Genomic DNA, 14,719 nt, shown 5'->3' with positions numbered 1-14,719 from the left:
GCCCTCCTCGTGGCCCTGCTCCTACCGGCCTTCCTGCTCCTGACCGCCGGGCACCAGCCCGCCCTCCCCCGAGTGGGAGTCCGCCGGGGACGCGTCCTCCGTGGGGTGCGCGGTCGCCGCCGGCGTGGGATGTGCCACGGGCTGCCCGCCGGTCGGGGACGCGGTGCCGGTCGGGGTGGCCGGTCCGGAGCGGGTCGGCGGTGGGGCGGTGCAGGCGGGGCCGTCCACCGCGACCTCGCTGACCTGCGGCCCGTTGACCGCCGCCGGCTCGGTCATGACGACGATCCCGAGGTAGGCCCGCACCCCGCAGTCCACGCTCCCGGGATCGTGCCGGACCCCGCTGGTGTAGGCGGTGCTGCCGCGCAACGTGAGGGTCTCCCGCCGCACGGTGGTGACCGGCCCGTCGCCGAGCCGCCGCGTGTACGTGATCCGCAGCCGCACCGGCCCCGTGCCGTCCGCGGACACCCTGATCGCGCCCGCCGAACCGCTCCACCGCGCGATGCTCGCCTCCCGTACGGCGGGCGGCGGCAGGGCGGTCCCGCTCTGCGCCCGCGTCGGCACCGTCGGGGGCGCTGTCGGGGGCGCTGTCGGCGGTGCGGCACTCGTGGGCGCGGGCGGGCCGGTCGAGGCGTGCGGCCCGCCGGTGGGCGCGGGCGGGGACGCGCTGCCGCGGGCCGTGGCGGGCGTGCTCCTGCGGGGCGTCGGCGTGTGGGCGTCGACCGGCGCCGGGTTCAGCTCGCCCGGCGGCTTCGGCTGCGGCATCAGGATCGTGCCCGCCCCCGGCGACAGCCGTCCGCCGGAGATCACGAGGGCGATCGCCACGGCGACCACCGTCGCGCCCGCCACCCACAGGTGCGGCGGCAGCGCGGGCAGCCGGACCGCCCGCCCGCGGATCCCGGCGCGCGGCCGGCCCGGGGCGCGGGCGTCCTGCTCGGTCCTGGCCGCCAGCGGGAAGCGCAGGGCCAGCAGCGTGGCCAGCTCTGCGAGCCGGCGGCGGCCGCGCTGCTCCCAGTCGGGCCCGTATCCTGCGACGGCATCCTCCTCCAGCTCGGCCGCGAACTGCCGGGCCGAGGCGTACCGGGCCGCCGGGTCCTTCGCCAGCCCGCGCCTGAGCAGGTCGCGCAGGGCGTCCGGGACCACCTCCAGCGGCACCGGCGCCGCCAGGTGCAGCTCGCGCAGGGCCGCGACGTCCTGCTCGCCGTCCCCGCCGTCCCCGCCCTCCTTGTACGCCCGGTAGGGCGGTCGCCCCCTGACCGCCTCGAACAGCACGCAGGCCGCCGCGTACAGGTCGGCCGGGGGCCCGGCCCGTCCCTGCGTCCACAACTCCGGCGACATGTACGCCGGGCTCCCCGCCGGCACCCCCGGCTCCTCGGCGTGCACGACCACCCCGAAGTCGGCCAGCTTGCTCGTGCCGTCCGCCTGGACCAGGACGTTCTCCGGCTTGACGTCCCGGTGCGGCACGCCCTTCTCGTGCGCGGCGGCCAGGGCGGTGAGGATGCCCTTGAGCAGCACCAGCGCCGCCTCCGGGGCCGTCCGGCCGTGCTCGGTCAGCAGTGTGCGCAGCGAGACGCCGTCCACCAGCTCCATGACGACGGCGGCCCGGTCCGGGGTCTCGACGTACTCGTAGAGGCGGACCACGTTGGGGTCGTCGAGCTCGACGAGCTGATGGGTGTCGGCCCTGAAGCGGTCCATGAACTCGGGGTCCCTGCGCAGAGTGGCGTTCAGGTACTTGATCGCGACGTAGGCGCCGGTGGACTGGTAGGTGGCGAGGAACACGCGGCCGGTGCGGCCCGCGCCGAGCTGGCGAACTTCACGGTAACCAGGGACCAAGTCCAACCCCCATCAGCCATGCCGTCGTGCATTCGACGGTCTCACCCGGGGTGTGGGTTGTCACGTCTGGAGAAATTTCGCCCTTTGTGATGAAAGGTGACCTCCGGTGAGGCCGTGGGGGCGGTGTTATGCTGTGGCGAACCCAAGCAAGCGCTCGGCTAAATGACGGAGGGTGCGGGTGGAGCGGTCGGCCGTGCTGGTGATGGAGATGCAGCGAGGGGTCGTCGGCGACCTCACGAAATTTCCGGATTTGGTGGCGGCCTGTGCCCGTCACGACGTCGTCCCCAACGCCGCCCGCGTCCTGCGCACGGCCCGAGCGGCCGGGCTTCCGGTGATCCACTGCACGGCCGCCTTCCGGCCGGACCGGGCGGGCTCGCACACCGGCAACTGCCCCTTCATCGTCTCCCTGCTCAAGGACCCCGCGCACATGCTGGAGGGCACGCCCGCCGTGGAGGTGCTGCCCGAGCTGCGCGAGGACGGCGACCTGGAGAGCCGGCGGCACCACGGGTTCTCGCCGTTCACCGGCACCTCGCTGGACATGACGCTGCGCTCCCTCGGCGTCTCGTCCGTGGTCGCGATGGGGGTCTCGCTCAACCTGGGCATCCCGGGGCTGGCTCTGGAGGCGGTCGACCTCGGCTACCGGGTGACGGTGGTGCGGGACGCGGTGGCCGGGATCCCCGAGGACTACGCCGAGGCCGTCCTGCGCAACACGATCGGCCTGCTGGCCACCCGCGTCGCCGCGGCGGACCTCGTCCGGGCGTGGACATGATGGACGGCCTGCGCCTCGACGGCCGCGTCGCCGTCGTCACCGGGGGAGCGGGCGCGATCGGCACGGCCGTCGCGACCGACCTCGCCGCGCTCGGCGCCCGCGTCACCGTCGCCGACGTGGACCTGCCGGGCGCCCGCCGGACGGCCGCGGCGCTGCCCGGGGCGCGGGCGCTGGCCGTGGATTTGGCCTCGCCCGCCTCCGTCGAGGCGTTCTGCGCCGAAGCCGGGCCCGTGGACGTGCTCGTGCACAACGCCGGGGTGTCGGTCGTGCAGCCGTTCACGGCGAGCGACCCGGCGGACTGGGACCTCATGTGGCAGGTCAACCTGCGCGGCCCGATGCTCATGACCAAACTGCTCCTGCCCGGCATGACGGCCAGGGGCTGGGGACGGCTGGTGTTCGTCTCCTCCGACGGCGCCAGGGCCGGGTCGGGCGGCGAGGGCGCGTACGCGGCCACCAAGGCGGGCCTGTTCGGCCTGGCCAAGACGCTCGCCCGGGAGGCCGCGAGGGGCGGGGTGACCTCGAACGTCGTCTGCCCCGGACCGACCGACACCCCGATGCTCCGGCGGATCTCCGAGGCCGAGCCGGGGCTCGTGGACAAGATCGCCAAGGGGATCCCGCTGCGCCGGCTGGGCACGCCCGCCGACGTCGCGGGGCTGATCGCCTACCTGTGCACCGACCGCGCCGCCTACATCACCGGCCAGACGCTGTCGGTGAGCGGCGGCGTGACCATGCAGTGACGCGCGCCGTGGGGTCACAGGGAGCGGTAGACGGCCTCGATCAGGCGCAGGCCGCGCAGGTTGCCGGTGAGGCTGTCGGCCATCCGGTTCATCACGTACCCGAAGGCGAGCCTGCGGTCGGGGTCGCCCATGCCGAGCGAGCCGCCCATCCCCGAGTGGCCGAACGCGGTCGCCGACGGCATCGGGAACGTGAACGACGGGCGCATGTAGCCGAGGCCGAACGCGGTGTCCATGAACAGCACGCGGTCGGGGCCGCTGACGCGGGGGCGCAGGGCGTCCTGGAGGGTCGCGGAGCTCAGCAGGTCGCCGCCGACGAGCGCGCGGTAGAACCCGGCCAGGCCCTTGGCGGTGGTGACGACCCCGGCGGCGGGCCATCCGGCGCGCAGGATCACCGGGTTGTTCGCGCCGCCTTCGAGCAGGCGAATGGCCGGGTTGCCGAGCGCCCGATTCATCAGGCTGCCGGGATCGAGCGCCGCCCGGCCCATCTCGCCCAGCAGATCCCGCCCCCCACCGGCGCCCGGCCCGGTCCCGCCGCCGGTGGGAGCGGAGGTCTCCGGGGCGGCCGCGGGGCTCTCGGAGGCGGGCGCGGGGGCGGGACGTGGGCGGCCGGGGGCCTTGAGGCGGGCGGCGCGGGGGATGACGTCGTCGGGCGCGCCGACCCACAGGTCCAGCCCCAGCGGCCCGGCGATCTCCGCCGCCACCAGCTCGCCCACCGACTTCCCGCTGACCCGCCGCACCACCTCCCCGACCAGGAAACCGTACGTCAGCGCGTGGTACCCGTGCGCCGTCCCCGGCTCCCACAGGGGCGTCTGACCGGCGAGCCGGGCCGCGATGGCCGGCAGGTCCTCGAACTCCGCCACCGGCACCGGCGTCTCGATCACCGGCAGCCCGCAGGAGTGCGTCAGCACGTGCTCGACCGTGACCGCCTCCTTGCCCCCGGCGGCGAACTCCGGCCACACGTCGGCGACCGGCGCCCGCACGTCCACCAGCCCCCGCTCGGCGAGCCGCAGCAGCACGGTGGCCGCCACCGCCTTCGTGCACGAGTACGCGAAGGCCGGGGTGTCCGCCTCCCAGGCGCGTCCCGTGTGCCGGTCGGCGACGCCGTCCCACAGGTCCACGACCAGCTCGCCGTCGAGGTGGACGGCCACCGCCGCGCCCAGCTCCTCGCCCTCGGCGAAGTTCCGCTCGAACGCCTCGCGCACGCGGGAGAACCGGGGATCGCAGTACATCAGACCTCCGCAGGAAAGGAAGCGCTTACTTGGTGCACGAGCCTAACAACTGGGGACGATTCGGCCCAGACGATCAGCGGGGCACCCTCAACCTGCTGACCCCCGCCGTCGTCCTGGAGGCCCTGCGCAGCGCCGTCACGGGCGAGGTGCTGAGCCTGGCCATGCCGATCAGGGGAGCCACCTCCTCGGCGGCCCCCACGACCGTCCCCCACCTGCGGGGCCGCCCGCTGCCGCAGCACTTCATGTCCGTGGACGGCGGCGACTACGCCGCGGGCGCCCGCCCGGTCGGCGACGGCCTGCGGGTGGCCGACGACGCCCTGCTGGTCAGCCACCACGGCACCACCACCCACATGGACGCGCTGTGCCACATGTGGACCGGCGACCGGCTCTACAACGGCCACCCGGCCGCCCGCGTCCGCTCCTACGGCGCCACCAGGTGCGGGATCGAGCACGTCGGCGGCGTGGTGGCCAGGGGCGTGCTGTTCGACGTGCCGCGGCGGCTCGGGCTGGACCACCTGCCGGCGGACTTCCGGATCCCGGCCGGGCTGCTCCAGGAGATCGCCACGCCGCGCCCCGGCGACGTCGCGGTGGTCCGTACGGGATGGCCGCTGGTGTGGCAGCGGTCGCGCGAGGAGTACTGGGCGGGGCAGCCGGGGCTGTCGGCCGAGGCCGGCGCCTGGCTGGCCGGCCACGACGTGTCGGCGGTGGCCTGCGACAACGCCGCCGTGGGCGGCCTGAACGAACACCAGCTCGCCGACGAGTGCGCCGCCGACGACCTGCACCTCATCCTGCTCCACCGGCACGGCGTGCACCTGGTCGAGATGTTGTGGCTGGAGGAGCTGGGCGCGGCCGGGCGGACGGAGTTCGTCTTCGTGGCCGCGCCGCTGCGCATCGAGGGAGGCACCGGCAGCCCGATCACCCCGCTCGCCGTCCTGTGAGCGCGCCGGGTCACCAGGTGACGGGCAGGCTCCTGACGCCGTACACCGAGGCGTCGTGCTTGACCGGCACCTCGGCCGCCGGCACGGCCAGCCGCAGGCCCGGGAAGCGCTCGAACAGCGCCCGGTAGCCGATCCGCAGCTCGATCCTGGCGAGCTGCTGGCCGAGACACTGGTGCACGCCGTGCCCGAAGGCCAGGTGGCGGCGCGCCTCCGGACGGTCCGGGAGCAGCCGGTCGGGGTCGGCGTACACGGCGGGGTCGCGGTTGATCACGGGCAGGGACAGGGCCACGGTCTCACCCGCCCTGACCGTCACGCCGGCCACCTCCACGTCCTCCAGCGCGGCCCTGGACGGCGCGCCGAGATGCAGGATCGACAACCAGCGCAGCAGCTCCTCGACCGCGCCGTCCTCGTCCGGGCGCCCGTGCTCCAGCAGCGCGAACACGCCCAGCGCCAGCATGTTCGCCGTGGTCTCGTGGCCCGCCACCAGCAGGATCACCGCGAGTCCGGCGAGCTCGTCGTCGTCGAGCTCGCCGGTCAGGTCGCTGATCAGGCCGTCGTCCGGCGCCACGCGCCTGCGGCGGGCCAGGTCGCGCAGGTAGCCGGTCAGCTCGGCGAGCGCCCCCGCGCCGTCCGCGCCGAAGGTGACGAGCCGGCCGCTGAGCTCCTGGAACCAGTCGTGATCGGCGTACGGGACGCCGAGCAGCTCGCAGATGACCAGCGACGGGATCGGCAGCGCGTACGCCGTCACGAGGTCGGCCGGCGGCCCGGCGGCGGCCATGGCGTCGAGGTGGTCGGCGGCGATGCCCTCGATCCGCGGTTCGAGCAGGCGCATCCTGCGCAGCGTGAACCGGCCGGTGAGCAGCCGGCGGTAGCGGGTGTGCTCCGGCGGGTCCATGGCCGCGAAGAAGCCCGGCGGCGCGGGGGCGCCGAGCCCGGCGGGGCCCCCGGGCGAGGCCCGGTGCTTGAGCTCCTGCCGGGCGCTGAACCGGGGATCGCCCAGCACCGCGCGGGCGGCCTCGGCGGTGGTGGCCAGCCAGCCGAGATGGCCGTCGGCGAACTCCAGACGGCTCATCGCCGGAAGGCCCGCCAGCCCGGCCGGGGGATCGAAGGGGCATTCCGCAGGACGTTCGATGGGAAGACGCATAATCATGAGAGTAGACTCTCAATTGAGAGCTGTATAGCAATTCCGGTGCAGCCCGGCCCCGCACCTGGAGGCCGGGCTCGGGGTCAGGCGCCCGGGTAGTTGCCGCCGCCGTACGCGGCGTCGAGGGCGTCGTAGTCGGGGGTGAAGCCCTGCTTGGGGATGGCGTCGGCGAACACCACCTCGCGCGGCCTCTTGTACGCCGCCAGCTCACCCCGGACGTGCGCGACCAGGTCGTCCTGCGAGGCGGCGGCGTCCGGCTTCAGCACGACCACGGCCTTGACCGCCTGGTGCCAGCGCGGGTCGGGCACGCCGATCACCGCGGCGTCGGCGACGGCCGGGTGGGTCCTGAGCGCGCGCTCGACCTCGGCCGGGTAGATGTTCTCGGCGCCCGACTTGATCATGCGGAGCCGGGGGCCGATGAAGGTGATGGTGCCGTCGGGTTCGCGGCGGCCGAGGTCGCCGGTGTGATGCCAGCCGTACCGCGACTTCTCTGCGTTTAAGTCGGGTCGGGCGAAATATCCGGAAAAGAGGGTCTTGCCCCTCGCGCAGATCTCGCCCACCTCGCCCGCCGGCACCTCCACGCCCTCCGGATCCAGGATGCGCACCTGGACCAGCGGCGACGGCCGTCCCGCGAACCCCGCGCCGCCCTCGGCCAGCCCGAGGAAGGTGAGCATGCCGCCCACCTCCGTCTGCCCGTACCCGCCCATCTTCGAGCGGCACCAGGGCGAGTCGTCCACGGTGATCATGTCGTCCCACTCGGCGGAGTGGGCGACGAAGCGCAGCGAGGACAGGTCGTACTTGCCGCCCGCGTTCGCCGCCGCGACCGCGTCGATCATCGGCCCGAACAGGAACGCCTGCGTCACCCGCTCGGCGTCGACCAGCCGGCAGACCTCCTCGGCGTCGAAGGCGGGCGTGAACACGTTCGTGCCGCCGATCTGGAGGGTGGCCAGGCAGAACATCATCGTCCCGACGTGGAAGAGCGGCCCGTCGTTGAGGAAGGTGAACCCCGGCTCCATCTGCCGCACGACGAGCAGCGTGGCGCTGTGGGCCACCAGGGCGGCGCTGCTGAGCAGGGCGGCGGCCGGCCGTCCCCCGAAGGCGGCGGTGTACAGGGCGAGCACCGGCTCGACGTCGTCCACCTGCGGGAACTCGCGCGGCGAGCCCCCGGCGACCAGCTCCTCGTACGCCTCGCCCGCGCGCACCCACGTCGCCTCGTCCGCGAGCTCGGCGGCGGTGTCGGAGTGCTCCCAGACGACGACCCGCGGCGCCAGGTCGGCCAGGACGAACCGCAGCTCGTCCCCGGACTGCCGCCAGTTGGCCGGGCAGAGCACCGCGCCCAGGCGGGAGCAGGCCAGCAGCAGCTCCAGCACGGCGTGCGCGTTCTGGCCGAGCCACATCACCCGGTCACCGGCGGCCACGCCGCGCCGGGCCAGGGCGTCGGCCAGCCGCGTCACGCGGGCGTCCAGCTCGGGGTAGGTGAGCCGCACGTCCCCGTCCACCACGGCGGTGACCCGGGGGCGGCTGCGGGCGTGGTCGGCCAGGACGTCGGACAGGGTGAGGCTGTGGATCATCGTCATCCTCCTGCGGGGGCGAAGGCCGGCATGACCTCGGCGGCGAAGAAGCGCATGACCCGCTTCATGTCCTCCAGCGGCATGGGCCTGGTGCTGCCGAAGTCGCACAGGAGGTTGCCGAAGCCGGCGTCCCTGAGCAGCGAGATCTGCTCGATCACCCGGGCGGGATCGCCGATGACCTCAAGCTGCTCCCAGCGGAAGTCCGGCGAGACCGAGCCGCCCTTGAGGTAGCGGTCCTGGTAGTACTCGAAGCCCTCGGCGGCCTTGCCGGTCCTCGGGTCGATGGGCGCGCTGCGCTCGTTGAAGATGCGCGAGCGGTCGAAGGACGCCTCGAACCTGGCCTGGTCCTCGCGGGCCCGCTCCAGCGTGGGGGCGACATAGACGCTGCGGGCCACCACCAGGTCGGCGCCCGCCGGGTGGCCGGCCCGCGCGGCCGTCTCCCGCCAGGTCTCGGCCGCCTTGACGACCTTGCGGAACGTCGCCGCGGGGTCGGCCAGGACGGGCAGGCCGCGCTCGGCGTACATGGTGACGGTCTCGGGGGAGACCGCGGCCACGTGCAGCGGCGGGTGCGGCGACTGCAGCGGACGCGGCACGAGCGAGACCTCGGCGCCGGTCCGGTAGAACTTCCCCTCGTGCCGGTACGACTCCCGCGTCCACAGCCCGAGGATCACCTCCAGCGCCTCGTTGAACCGGTCGCGCGCCTCGGCCAGGTCGATCCCGAAGCCCTCGAACTCGGAGCTCTGGTACCCCCGCCCGATCCCCAGGTCGAGCCGCCCGCCGGAGAGCACGTCCACCTGCGCGGCCTCCTCGGCCACGTGGACGGGGTTGTGCAGCGGCAGCACCACGATGCCGGTGCCGAGCCGGAGCCGGGAGGTGCGGGCGGCGGCGTGGGCGAGCATGGTGAACAGGTTGGGGGCCACGCCGTAGTCGCGGAAGTGGTGCTCGGCCAGCCGCACCCCGTCGAAGCCCAGCTCCTCGGCCAGCTCGATGAGCTCCAGATGGTAGTCGTAGACGTCCTTGAAGCTCTGGCCGTCGAAGCGGTGGAAGAGGTGGAAGGTCGAGAACTTCATGCGGCGGCCTCTCCGTATGTAAACCAAGCGCTCGCTTGGGAGCGTATCACGCCGGCTGCCGCTCCAGGGTCATCTCCGGGGCCGCCTCGCGCGGCCGCAGCACCGGGGCGAGCAGCGTGAGCGCCACCAGGATCCCCGTGATCAGCGCGAACGCCGCCGGGTACGACACGCCGTCGGCCACCCATCCCGTCACCGCCGGCGCGGTCAGCCCCGACAGGTACGTGATCGTCGCGACCCCGGCGACCCCTTCGCCCGGCGTGGGCCCCGCGTTCCCCGCCGCCGCGAACACCAGTGGCACGATGACCGCGACCCCCAGCCCGACCAGTGCGAACCCGACGATCCCCAGCGCGGGCGTGCGGGCCAGGACCACCAGCACGCCGCCCGCGACCGCGACGATCCCGCCCGTCCGGACCGCCCGCACCGGGCCGGTCAGGCGCACCACGCGGTCGCCCAGCAGCCGGGCGCCGGCCATGCAGAGCATGAAGATCGTGTAACCCGCGGCGGCCACGCCGGGCCCGGCGTCGGCGACGTTGGTGAGGTAGACCGCGGCCCAGTTGGAGCTGGCGCCCTCGGCGAAGGTGCCGCAGAAGCCGACCACGCCGATGGCCGCGATGGCCCGCGAGGGCAGGGCGAACCGGCGCGGCGCGGGCCCGGCCGCGGCCCGCGGCCCGTCGGGCAGCAGTCCGCGCCCGGCGATCCCGCCCGCGACCACCAGGACGGCGGCGACGACCCCCAGGTGCAGGCGGGCGTCGACGCCGGCGTGCGCGGCCAGGGTGCCGAGGCCGCCCGCCGCCAGGCTGCCGACGGCCCACATGCCGTGCAGGCCGGAGATGACCGGCTTCTTCAGGTGCCGTTCGAGCGTGACGCCGTGGGCGTTCATGACGACGTCGCACATGCCCGCCGACGAGCCGTACAGCAGGAAGATGACGAACAGCCAGACGGGGGCGGGGGCGAAGGCGGGCAGGGCCAGGCCGCCGCACCACAGCGCGAGCAGCGCGCGCGTGGTGGCGCGGCTGCCGAACCGGTGTGCCAGGCGACTGGCCAGCGGCATCGCCGCGAAGGCCCCGATCGAGGGACAGAGCAGCGCGAACCCGAGCATCGCCGCACTCAGGTGGACGTGCTCCTGAAGCCACGGGATGCGGGTGGCGAAACTGCCGGCGACGGCTCCGTGTGCGGCGAAGACGGCCGCGATGGCGCGATGAGGGCTCATGGCCACAGAAACTATCAGGCAACCTTCCTGATGAAAAGAGCTATCAGGTAGGCTTCCTGACTATTATGGGCGGCGTGAAGACCGCGACCCCGTCCATGGCCCGTGCGATCAACGACCGGCTCGCCCTCGACCTGCTGCTGGAGCACGGTCCACTGACCGCTCCGCAGCTTCGTGAGCTGACCGGCCTGTCCCGGCCCACCGTCTCCGACCTGATCGAACGGCTCAAGGGCGGCGGCCTCATCGAGGAGGCCGGCGAGCGCGGCGAGGACCGTCGCGGCCCCAACGCCCGCCTCTACGCGCTGGTCGCCGGCCGGGCCCACGTCGCCGGGGTCGACCTGCGCCGCACGGCGATCAAGGTCACGGTCGCCGACCTCACCGGCCACGTGGTCGGCTCGGCCGTCCGCGAGATCTCCGGCGACCTGGTCGCCCTCGTCGCGGCCACCGTCGCCGAGGCCGCCGGGGGCCGCGCGCTCGACAACGTGGTCATCGGCGCCCCCGGCCTGGTCAAACCCATGGACGGCGAGCTGGCGGTGGCCAACGACGTGCCCGGGTGGCGGCCCGGCCTGGTGGGCGCCGTGCGCGAGCGGCTGGGCGTGCCCGTCGTCCTGGAGAACGAGGTGAACCTGGCCGCGGTCGCCGAGCTGCGCACCGGCGCCGCCCAGGGCAGCGACGACTTCGTGCTGCTCTGGCTGGACGACGGCATCGGCGCCGCGGTCGTGCTCGGCGGGCGGGTGCGGCGCGGCGCGTCAGGGGGCGCGGGGGAGGTCGGCTTCCTCGACGTGGAGGGCACGCCGTTGTGCATCCTGCTCCAGAACACGACCCGGCCCGAGGAGCTGGCGCGCCGGGTGGCCAAGGGCGCCTTCGCCTTCGTCACCCTGCTCGACCCCGGCCTGGTGGTGCTCGGCGGGGCCACCGGCCAGGACGGCGGCGACGAGCTGGCCGGGCAGGTCGCCGCCCGGCTGGGCGAGCTGTCACCCGCGCCCACCGAGGTCAGGGCCACCCGGGTCGGGGGCAATGCGGTGCTGGAGGGCGCCGTGCTGACGGCCCTCGACACGGCGCGGGACAACGTCTGGTGACCCGCGCCGCGCCGGCAGGGCCGCCTCAGCCGGTCCGGCTCACTGGACGGCGGCGGGCTCGCGCAGCGGCAGGCGCACCTCGAACCAGGTCTCGCCCGGCACCGAGCGCACCTTGAGCTCGCCGCCGTGCCGCCCGGCCACGATGCGGTAGGAGATGTCCAGGCCGAGCCCGGTGCCCTCGCCCACGCTCTTGGTGGTGAAGAACGGCTCGAAGATCCGGTCCTTGATCGCCTCGGGCACGCCGGGGCCGGTGTCGCCGATCTCGACGATCGCCTCGTCCTCGTCGTGGGCGGTGCGGACGGTCAGCGTGCCCTCCTCGCCCATGGCGTCGAGCGCGTTGTGGATCAGATTCGTCCACACCTGGTTCAGCTCGCCCGCGTAGCAGGGGATGAGCGGCAGCGTGCGGTCGTAGTCGGTGACCACGCTGACGCCCGGCGGGGTCTTGCCGCGGAAGATGGCGATCGTGCTGTCGAGCAGGTCGTGCACGTCGATCATCTGGAACGGCGCCCGGTCCATCTGCGAGTACTGCTTGGCCGAGCGGATCAGCGAGGTGATGCGCTCGGTGGCCTCGGTGACCTCGTTCAGCATCTGGGAGATCTCGACGGCCTCGGCCAGCCAGTGGAGGGCGGCCGGAGTGTGCTCCTCGCCCACCTTGCCGCGGATCTTCTGCAGGTACTCGGCGGTGAAACCGGCGTTGACCAGCGCGGGAGCCAGTTCCCACGCGTCCTCGACGCCGACGTCCTCCAGCGCCTCGCCCAGCTCGTCCTCGGCGTCGGAGATCTCCAGCGGGGAGCGCTGCGGCTGGTTGCCCAGGTTGCTCGTGCACGCCTCCTGGGCCTCGATCAGCGTGCGCAGCTTCTCCGGCGGGATGCCGGCCTCGGCGAGCTGGGCGAGCTGGATGCGGGACGCCTTGATCAGCGAACGCAGCTCGCTCACCGCGCGCACGGCCGCCGCCGCCGGGTTGTTCAACTCGTGCGTGAGCCCGGCCGTGATCGTGCCGAGCGCGGTCAGCCGCTGCCGCCGGTCGATGATCTCCCGCTGCATGCGGCCGCCCGACATCATGCCGTCGAGCAGGTGCATCGCCATCGGGAACCACTCGGCCACGATGTAGGCGAACTTCTTGGCGGGCAGCAGGAAGATCCGCGAGGGCGCGGTCGCGCGCAGCGTGTGCTGGTAGGTCTCCGGCGCCCGGTCGCCCAGGTACGCCGAGGTCGCGCCGCCGTACACGCCGGGCTGGGAGGCGCGCGGCATGGCGACGGTGCCGGCGCTGACCGTCTCGTTGATCATCTGCACCTCGCCCTCCAGCAGCACGGCGAAGCACTCGGCCGGCTCTCCCTGCCGGACGATGTCCTCGTCCTGGGCGAACGAGCGCACCCGGCCGCTGGCGGCCAGCTTGCCGAGCTGCTCGTCGGTCAGCCGCTCGAACAGGAAGAGCTTGCGCAGTTCGTCGATGTCGACGGTGTCGGTCATTGCTTCTCCAGATAACGATGCACCAGCGCGACGGCCATCGCGCCCTCACCGACGGCGGAGGCCACCCTCTTGATCGACTCGGCCCGCACGTCCCCCGCGGCGAACACGCCCGGCACGTTGGTCTCCAGGTAGTAGGGCTCGCGGCGCAGCGCCCAGTTGCGCGGCCGCCTGCCGCCCTGCACCAGGTCGGGCCCGGTCAGCACGAACCCCTTGGCGTCCCGCTCGATCGTCTCGCCCAGCCACGACGTGTACGGCTCGGCACCGATGAACACGAACAGGTACTGGGCGTCGACCGTGCGCTCCTCGCCCTTGGTCGACAGCGTGAGCCGTTCGAGGTGGTCGTCACCGGCGCCGGCGACGACCTCGGTCAGGAGGCTGACCTCGATGTTGTCGATCGCGTTGATCTGCTCGATGAGGTAGTGGGACATGGACTTCTCCAAACCATCACTCCTCACCAACAAATGGACCTTGCGCGCGAATCCCGCCAGGTAGACGGCCGCCTGCCCGGCCGAGTTGGCCGCGCCGACGATGTAGACCTCGTTGTCCTTGCACGCCGGCGCCTCGGTCAGCGCGGCGCCGTAGAAGACGCCCCTGCCGACGAACTCGTCCAGGCCGGGCGCCTCCAGCCGCCGGTAGGTGACGCCGGTGGCCAGGATGACCGCGTGGGCGGCGATCTCCCCGCCGTCCTTGAAGCCGATCACCCGGGCCTGCCCGCGCGGCTCCAGATGGGTGACCTTGCGCGCGCTCAGCAGCTCGGCCCCGAACTTCAGCGCCTGGCGGCGCGCCCGGTCGGCGAGCTGCTGCCCGGACACGCCGTCGGGGAAGCCCAGGTAGTTCTCGATCCTGGAGCTCTGGCCCGCCTGGCCGCCCGAGGCGTGCGCCTCGACCAGCACCGTGTTCAGGCCCTCCGACGCGCCGTAGACCGCCGCGCCGAGGCCCGCGGGCCCGCCGCCGACCACGATCAGGTCGTAGAAGTCGGTGGCCGGCGTGGTGGACAGCCCGACCGCGGTGGCCAGCGTGGCCTGGTCGGGGGACTCCAGCGTGGTGCCGTCCTCGGTGACCACCAGCGGCAGGTGACAACCCTCGCCCGCCGCCTTGACGAGCTGCGCGCCCTCGGGGTCCTCGGCCAGCATCCACTGGTAGGGCACGTGGTTGCGGGCCAGGAAGTCCCGCACCTGGTACGAGCGCGCCGACCAGCGGTCGCCCACCACGCGCAGCTCGGGACGCGCCGTCCGGTCGGTCCGCATCCAGGCGTCGAGCTGGCCGTCGATCACCGGGTAGAACTTCTCCTCCGGCGGGTCCCACGGCTTGAGCAGGTAATGGTCGAGGTCGACCACGTTGATCGCCTGGATCGCGGCGTCGGTGTCGGCATAGGCGGTCAGCAACACCCGGCGCGCGTACGGGTACATGTCCATGGCGGCTTCCAGGAACTGCACGCCGTTCATCTGCGGCATCCGGTAGTCGGCCAGGATCGCCGCCACCTCGTCGCCGCGCAGCCGCATCTCCTTGACCGCCTCGATGCCGTCGTGGGCCGCCTCGGCGCGGACAATCCTGTACTCATGGCCGTACCGGCGCCTGAGGTCACGAGCCACCGCCCGCGACACCCCCGGGTCGTCGTCGACCGTCACGATGACCGGCTTGTCCATTCCCCTACCTTCTCCCCAATGGTCCCTAA

12 protein-coding genes are annotated in these 14,719 nt (G+C 73.6%); 4 read left to right on the top strand and 8 right to left on the bottom strand.

Annotated features, from left to right (window positions below; translation table 11 throughout):
• Nucleotides 1–21: 21 nt before the first annotated feature.
• Nucleotides 22–1,830, bottom strand: a complete 1,809-nt coding sequence (locus tag AB0J46_RS41600; protein WP_364340404.1) for a protein kinase — start codon at nt 1,828–1,830, stop codon at nt 22–24.
• 178 nt (nt 1,831–2,008) lie between these two features.
• Between AB0J46_RS41600 and AB0J46_RS41595 the strand changes: the two genes are divergently transcribed.
• Together AB0J46_RS41595 and AB0J46_RS41590 are read left to right on the top strand one after the other, a co-directional pair.
• On the top strand, nt 2,009–2,599 hold the full coding sequence (locus AB0J46_RS41595) for an isochorismatase family cysteine hydrolase (RefSeq protein WP_364340403.1): 591 nt from the start codon (nt 2,009–2,011) through the stop codon (nt 2,597–2,599).
• Nucleotides 2,599–3,336: an SDR family NAD(P)-dependent oxidoreductase gene (locus AB0J46_RS41590; protein ID WP_364340518.1), complete on the top strand. Its 738-nt coding sequence runs from the start codon at nt 2,599–2,601 to the stop codon at nt 3,334–3,336. The genes AB0J46_RS41595 and AB0J46_RS41590 overlap by 1 nt, the downstream gene beginning before the upstream one ends.
• 14 nt (nt 3,337–3,350) lie before the next feature.
• Here AB0J46_RS41590 and AB0J46_RS41585 read toward each other — a convergent pair whose 3' ends face one another.
• Entirely contained in the window at nt 3,351–4,565 is a 1,215-nt protein-coding gene (locus AB0J46_RS41585; RefSeq protein ID WP_364340401.1) for a serine hydrolase domain-containing protein, read from the bottom strand.
• Nucleotides 4,566–4,594: 29 nt separating this feature from the next.
• Between AB0J46_RS41585 and AB0J46_RS41580 the strand changes: the two genes are divergently transcribed.
• Entirely contained in the window at nt 4,595–5,503 is a 909-nt protein-coding gene (locus tag AB0J46_RS41580; protein WP_364340399.1) for a cyclase family protein, read from the top strand.
• Between the two features lie 10 nt (nt 5,504–5,513).
• Here the strand turns inward: AB0J46_RS41580 and AB0J46_RS41575 are convergent, their stop codons facing one another.
• From AB0J46_RS41575 to AB0J46_RS41560, 4 genes are all read right to left on the bottom strand, one after another.
• Nucleotides 5,514–6,647, bottom strand: coding sequence for a cytochrome P450 (locus AB0J46_RS41575; protein ID WP_364340397.1), 1,134 nt, complete (start codon nt 6,645–6,647; stop codon nt 5,514–5,516).
• Nucleotides 6,648–6,730: 83 nt separating this feature from the next.
• Nucleotides 6,731–8,218 (bottom strand): AMP-binding protein, encoded by a 1,488-nt coding sequence (locus AB0J46_RS41570; protein WP_364340395.1) that lies wholly within the window; start codon nt 8,216–8,218, stop codon nt 6,731–6,733.
• A gap of 2 nt (nt 8,219–8,220) precedes the next feature.
• On the bottom strand, nt 8,221–9,288 hold the full coding sequence (locus tag AB0J46_RS41565) for an LLM class flavin-dependent oxidoreductase (protein ID WP_364340393.1): 1,068 nt from the start codon (nt 9,286–9,288) through the stop codon (nt 8,221–8,223).
• 46 nt (nt 9,289–9,334) lie between these two features.
• On the bottom strand, nt 9,335–10,498 hold the full coding sequence (locus AB0J46_RS41560; RefSeq protein WP_364340391.1) for an MFS transporter: 1,164 nt from the start codon (nt 10,496–10,498) through the stop codon (nt 9,335–9,337).
• Between the two features lie 74 nt (nt 10,499–10,572).
• Between AB0J46_RS41560 and AB0J46_RS41555 the strand changes: the two genes are divergently transcribed.
• Entirely contained in the window at nt 10,573–11,574 is a 1,002-nt protein-coding gene (locus AB0J46_RS41555; protein ID WP_364340389.1) for an ROK family transcriptional regulator, read from the top strand.
• A gap of 39 nt (nt 11,575–11,613) precedes the next feature.
• Here AB0J46_RS41555 and AB0J46_RS41550 read toward each other — a convergent pair whose 3' ends face one another.
• The gene (locus AB0J46_RS41550) at nt 11,614–13,044 is read right to left on the bottom strand and encodes an ATP-binding protein (RefSeq protein ID WP_352319971.1); all 1,431 of its coding nucleotides are present in this window, start codon (nt 13,042–13,044) and stop codon (nt 11,614–11,616) included.
• Nucleotides 13,041–14,690, bottom strand: a complete 1,650-nt coding sequence (locus AB0J46_RS41545) for an FAD-dependent oxidoreductase (protein WP_352319969.1) — start codon at nt 14,688–14,690, stop codon at nt 13,041–13,043. Before AB0J46_RS41545 ends, AB0J46_RS41550 begins: the two co-directional genes overlap by 4 nt.
• Between the last annotated feature and the right edge of the window lie 29 nt (nt 14,691–14,719).

Source organism: Nonomuraea sp. NPDC049758 (assembly GCF_040674635.1).
GTDB lineage: Bacteria > Actinomycetota > Actinomycetes > Streptosporangiales > Streptosporangiaceae > Nonomuraea.
The sequence above is the reverse complement of the archived record's forward strand: the minus strand, read 5'-3'. Positions and strand labels throughout refer to the sequence as shown.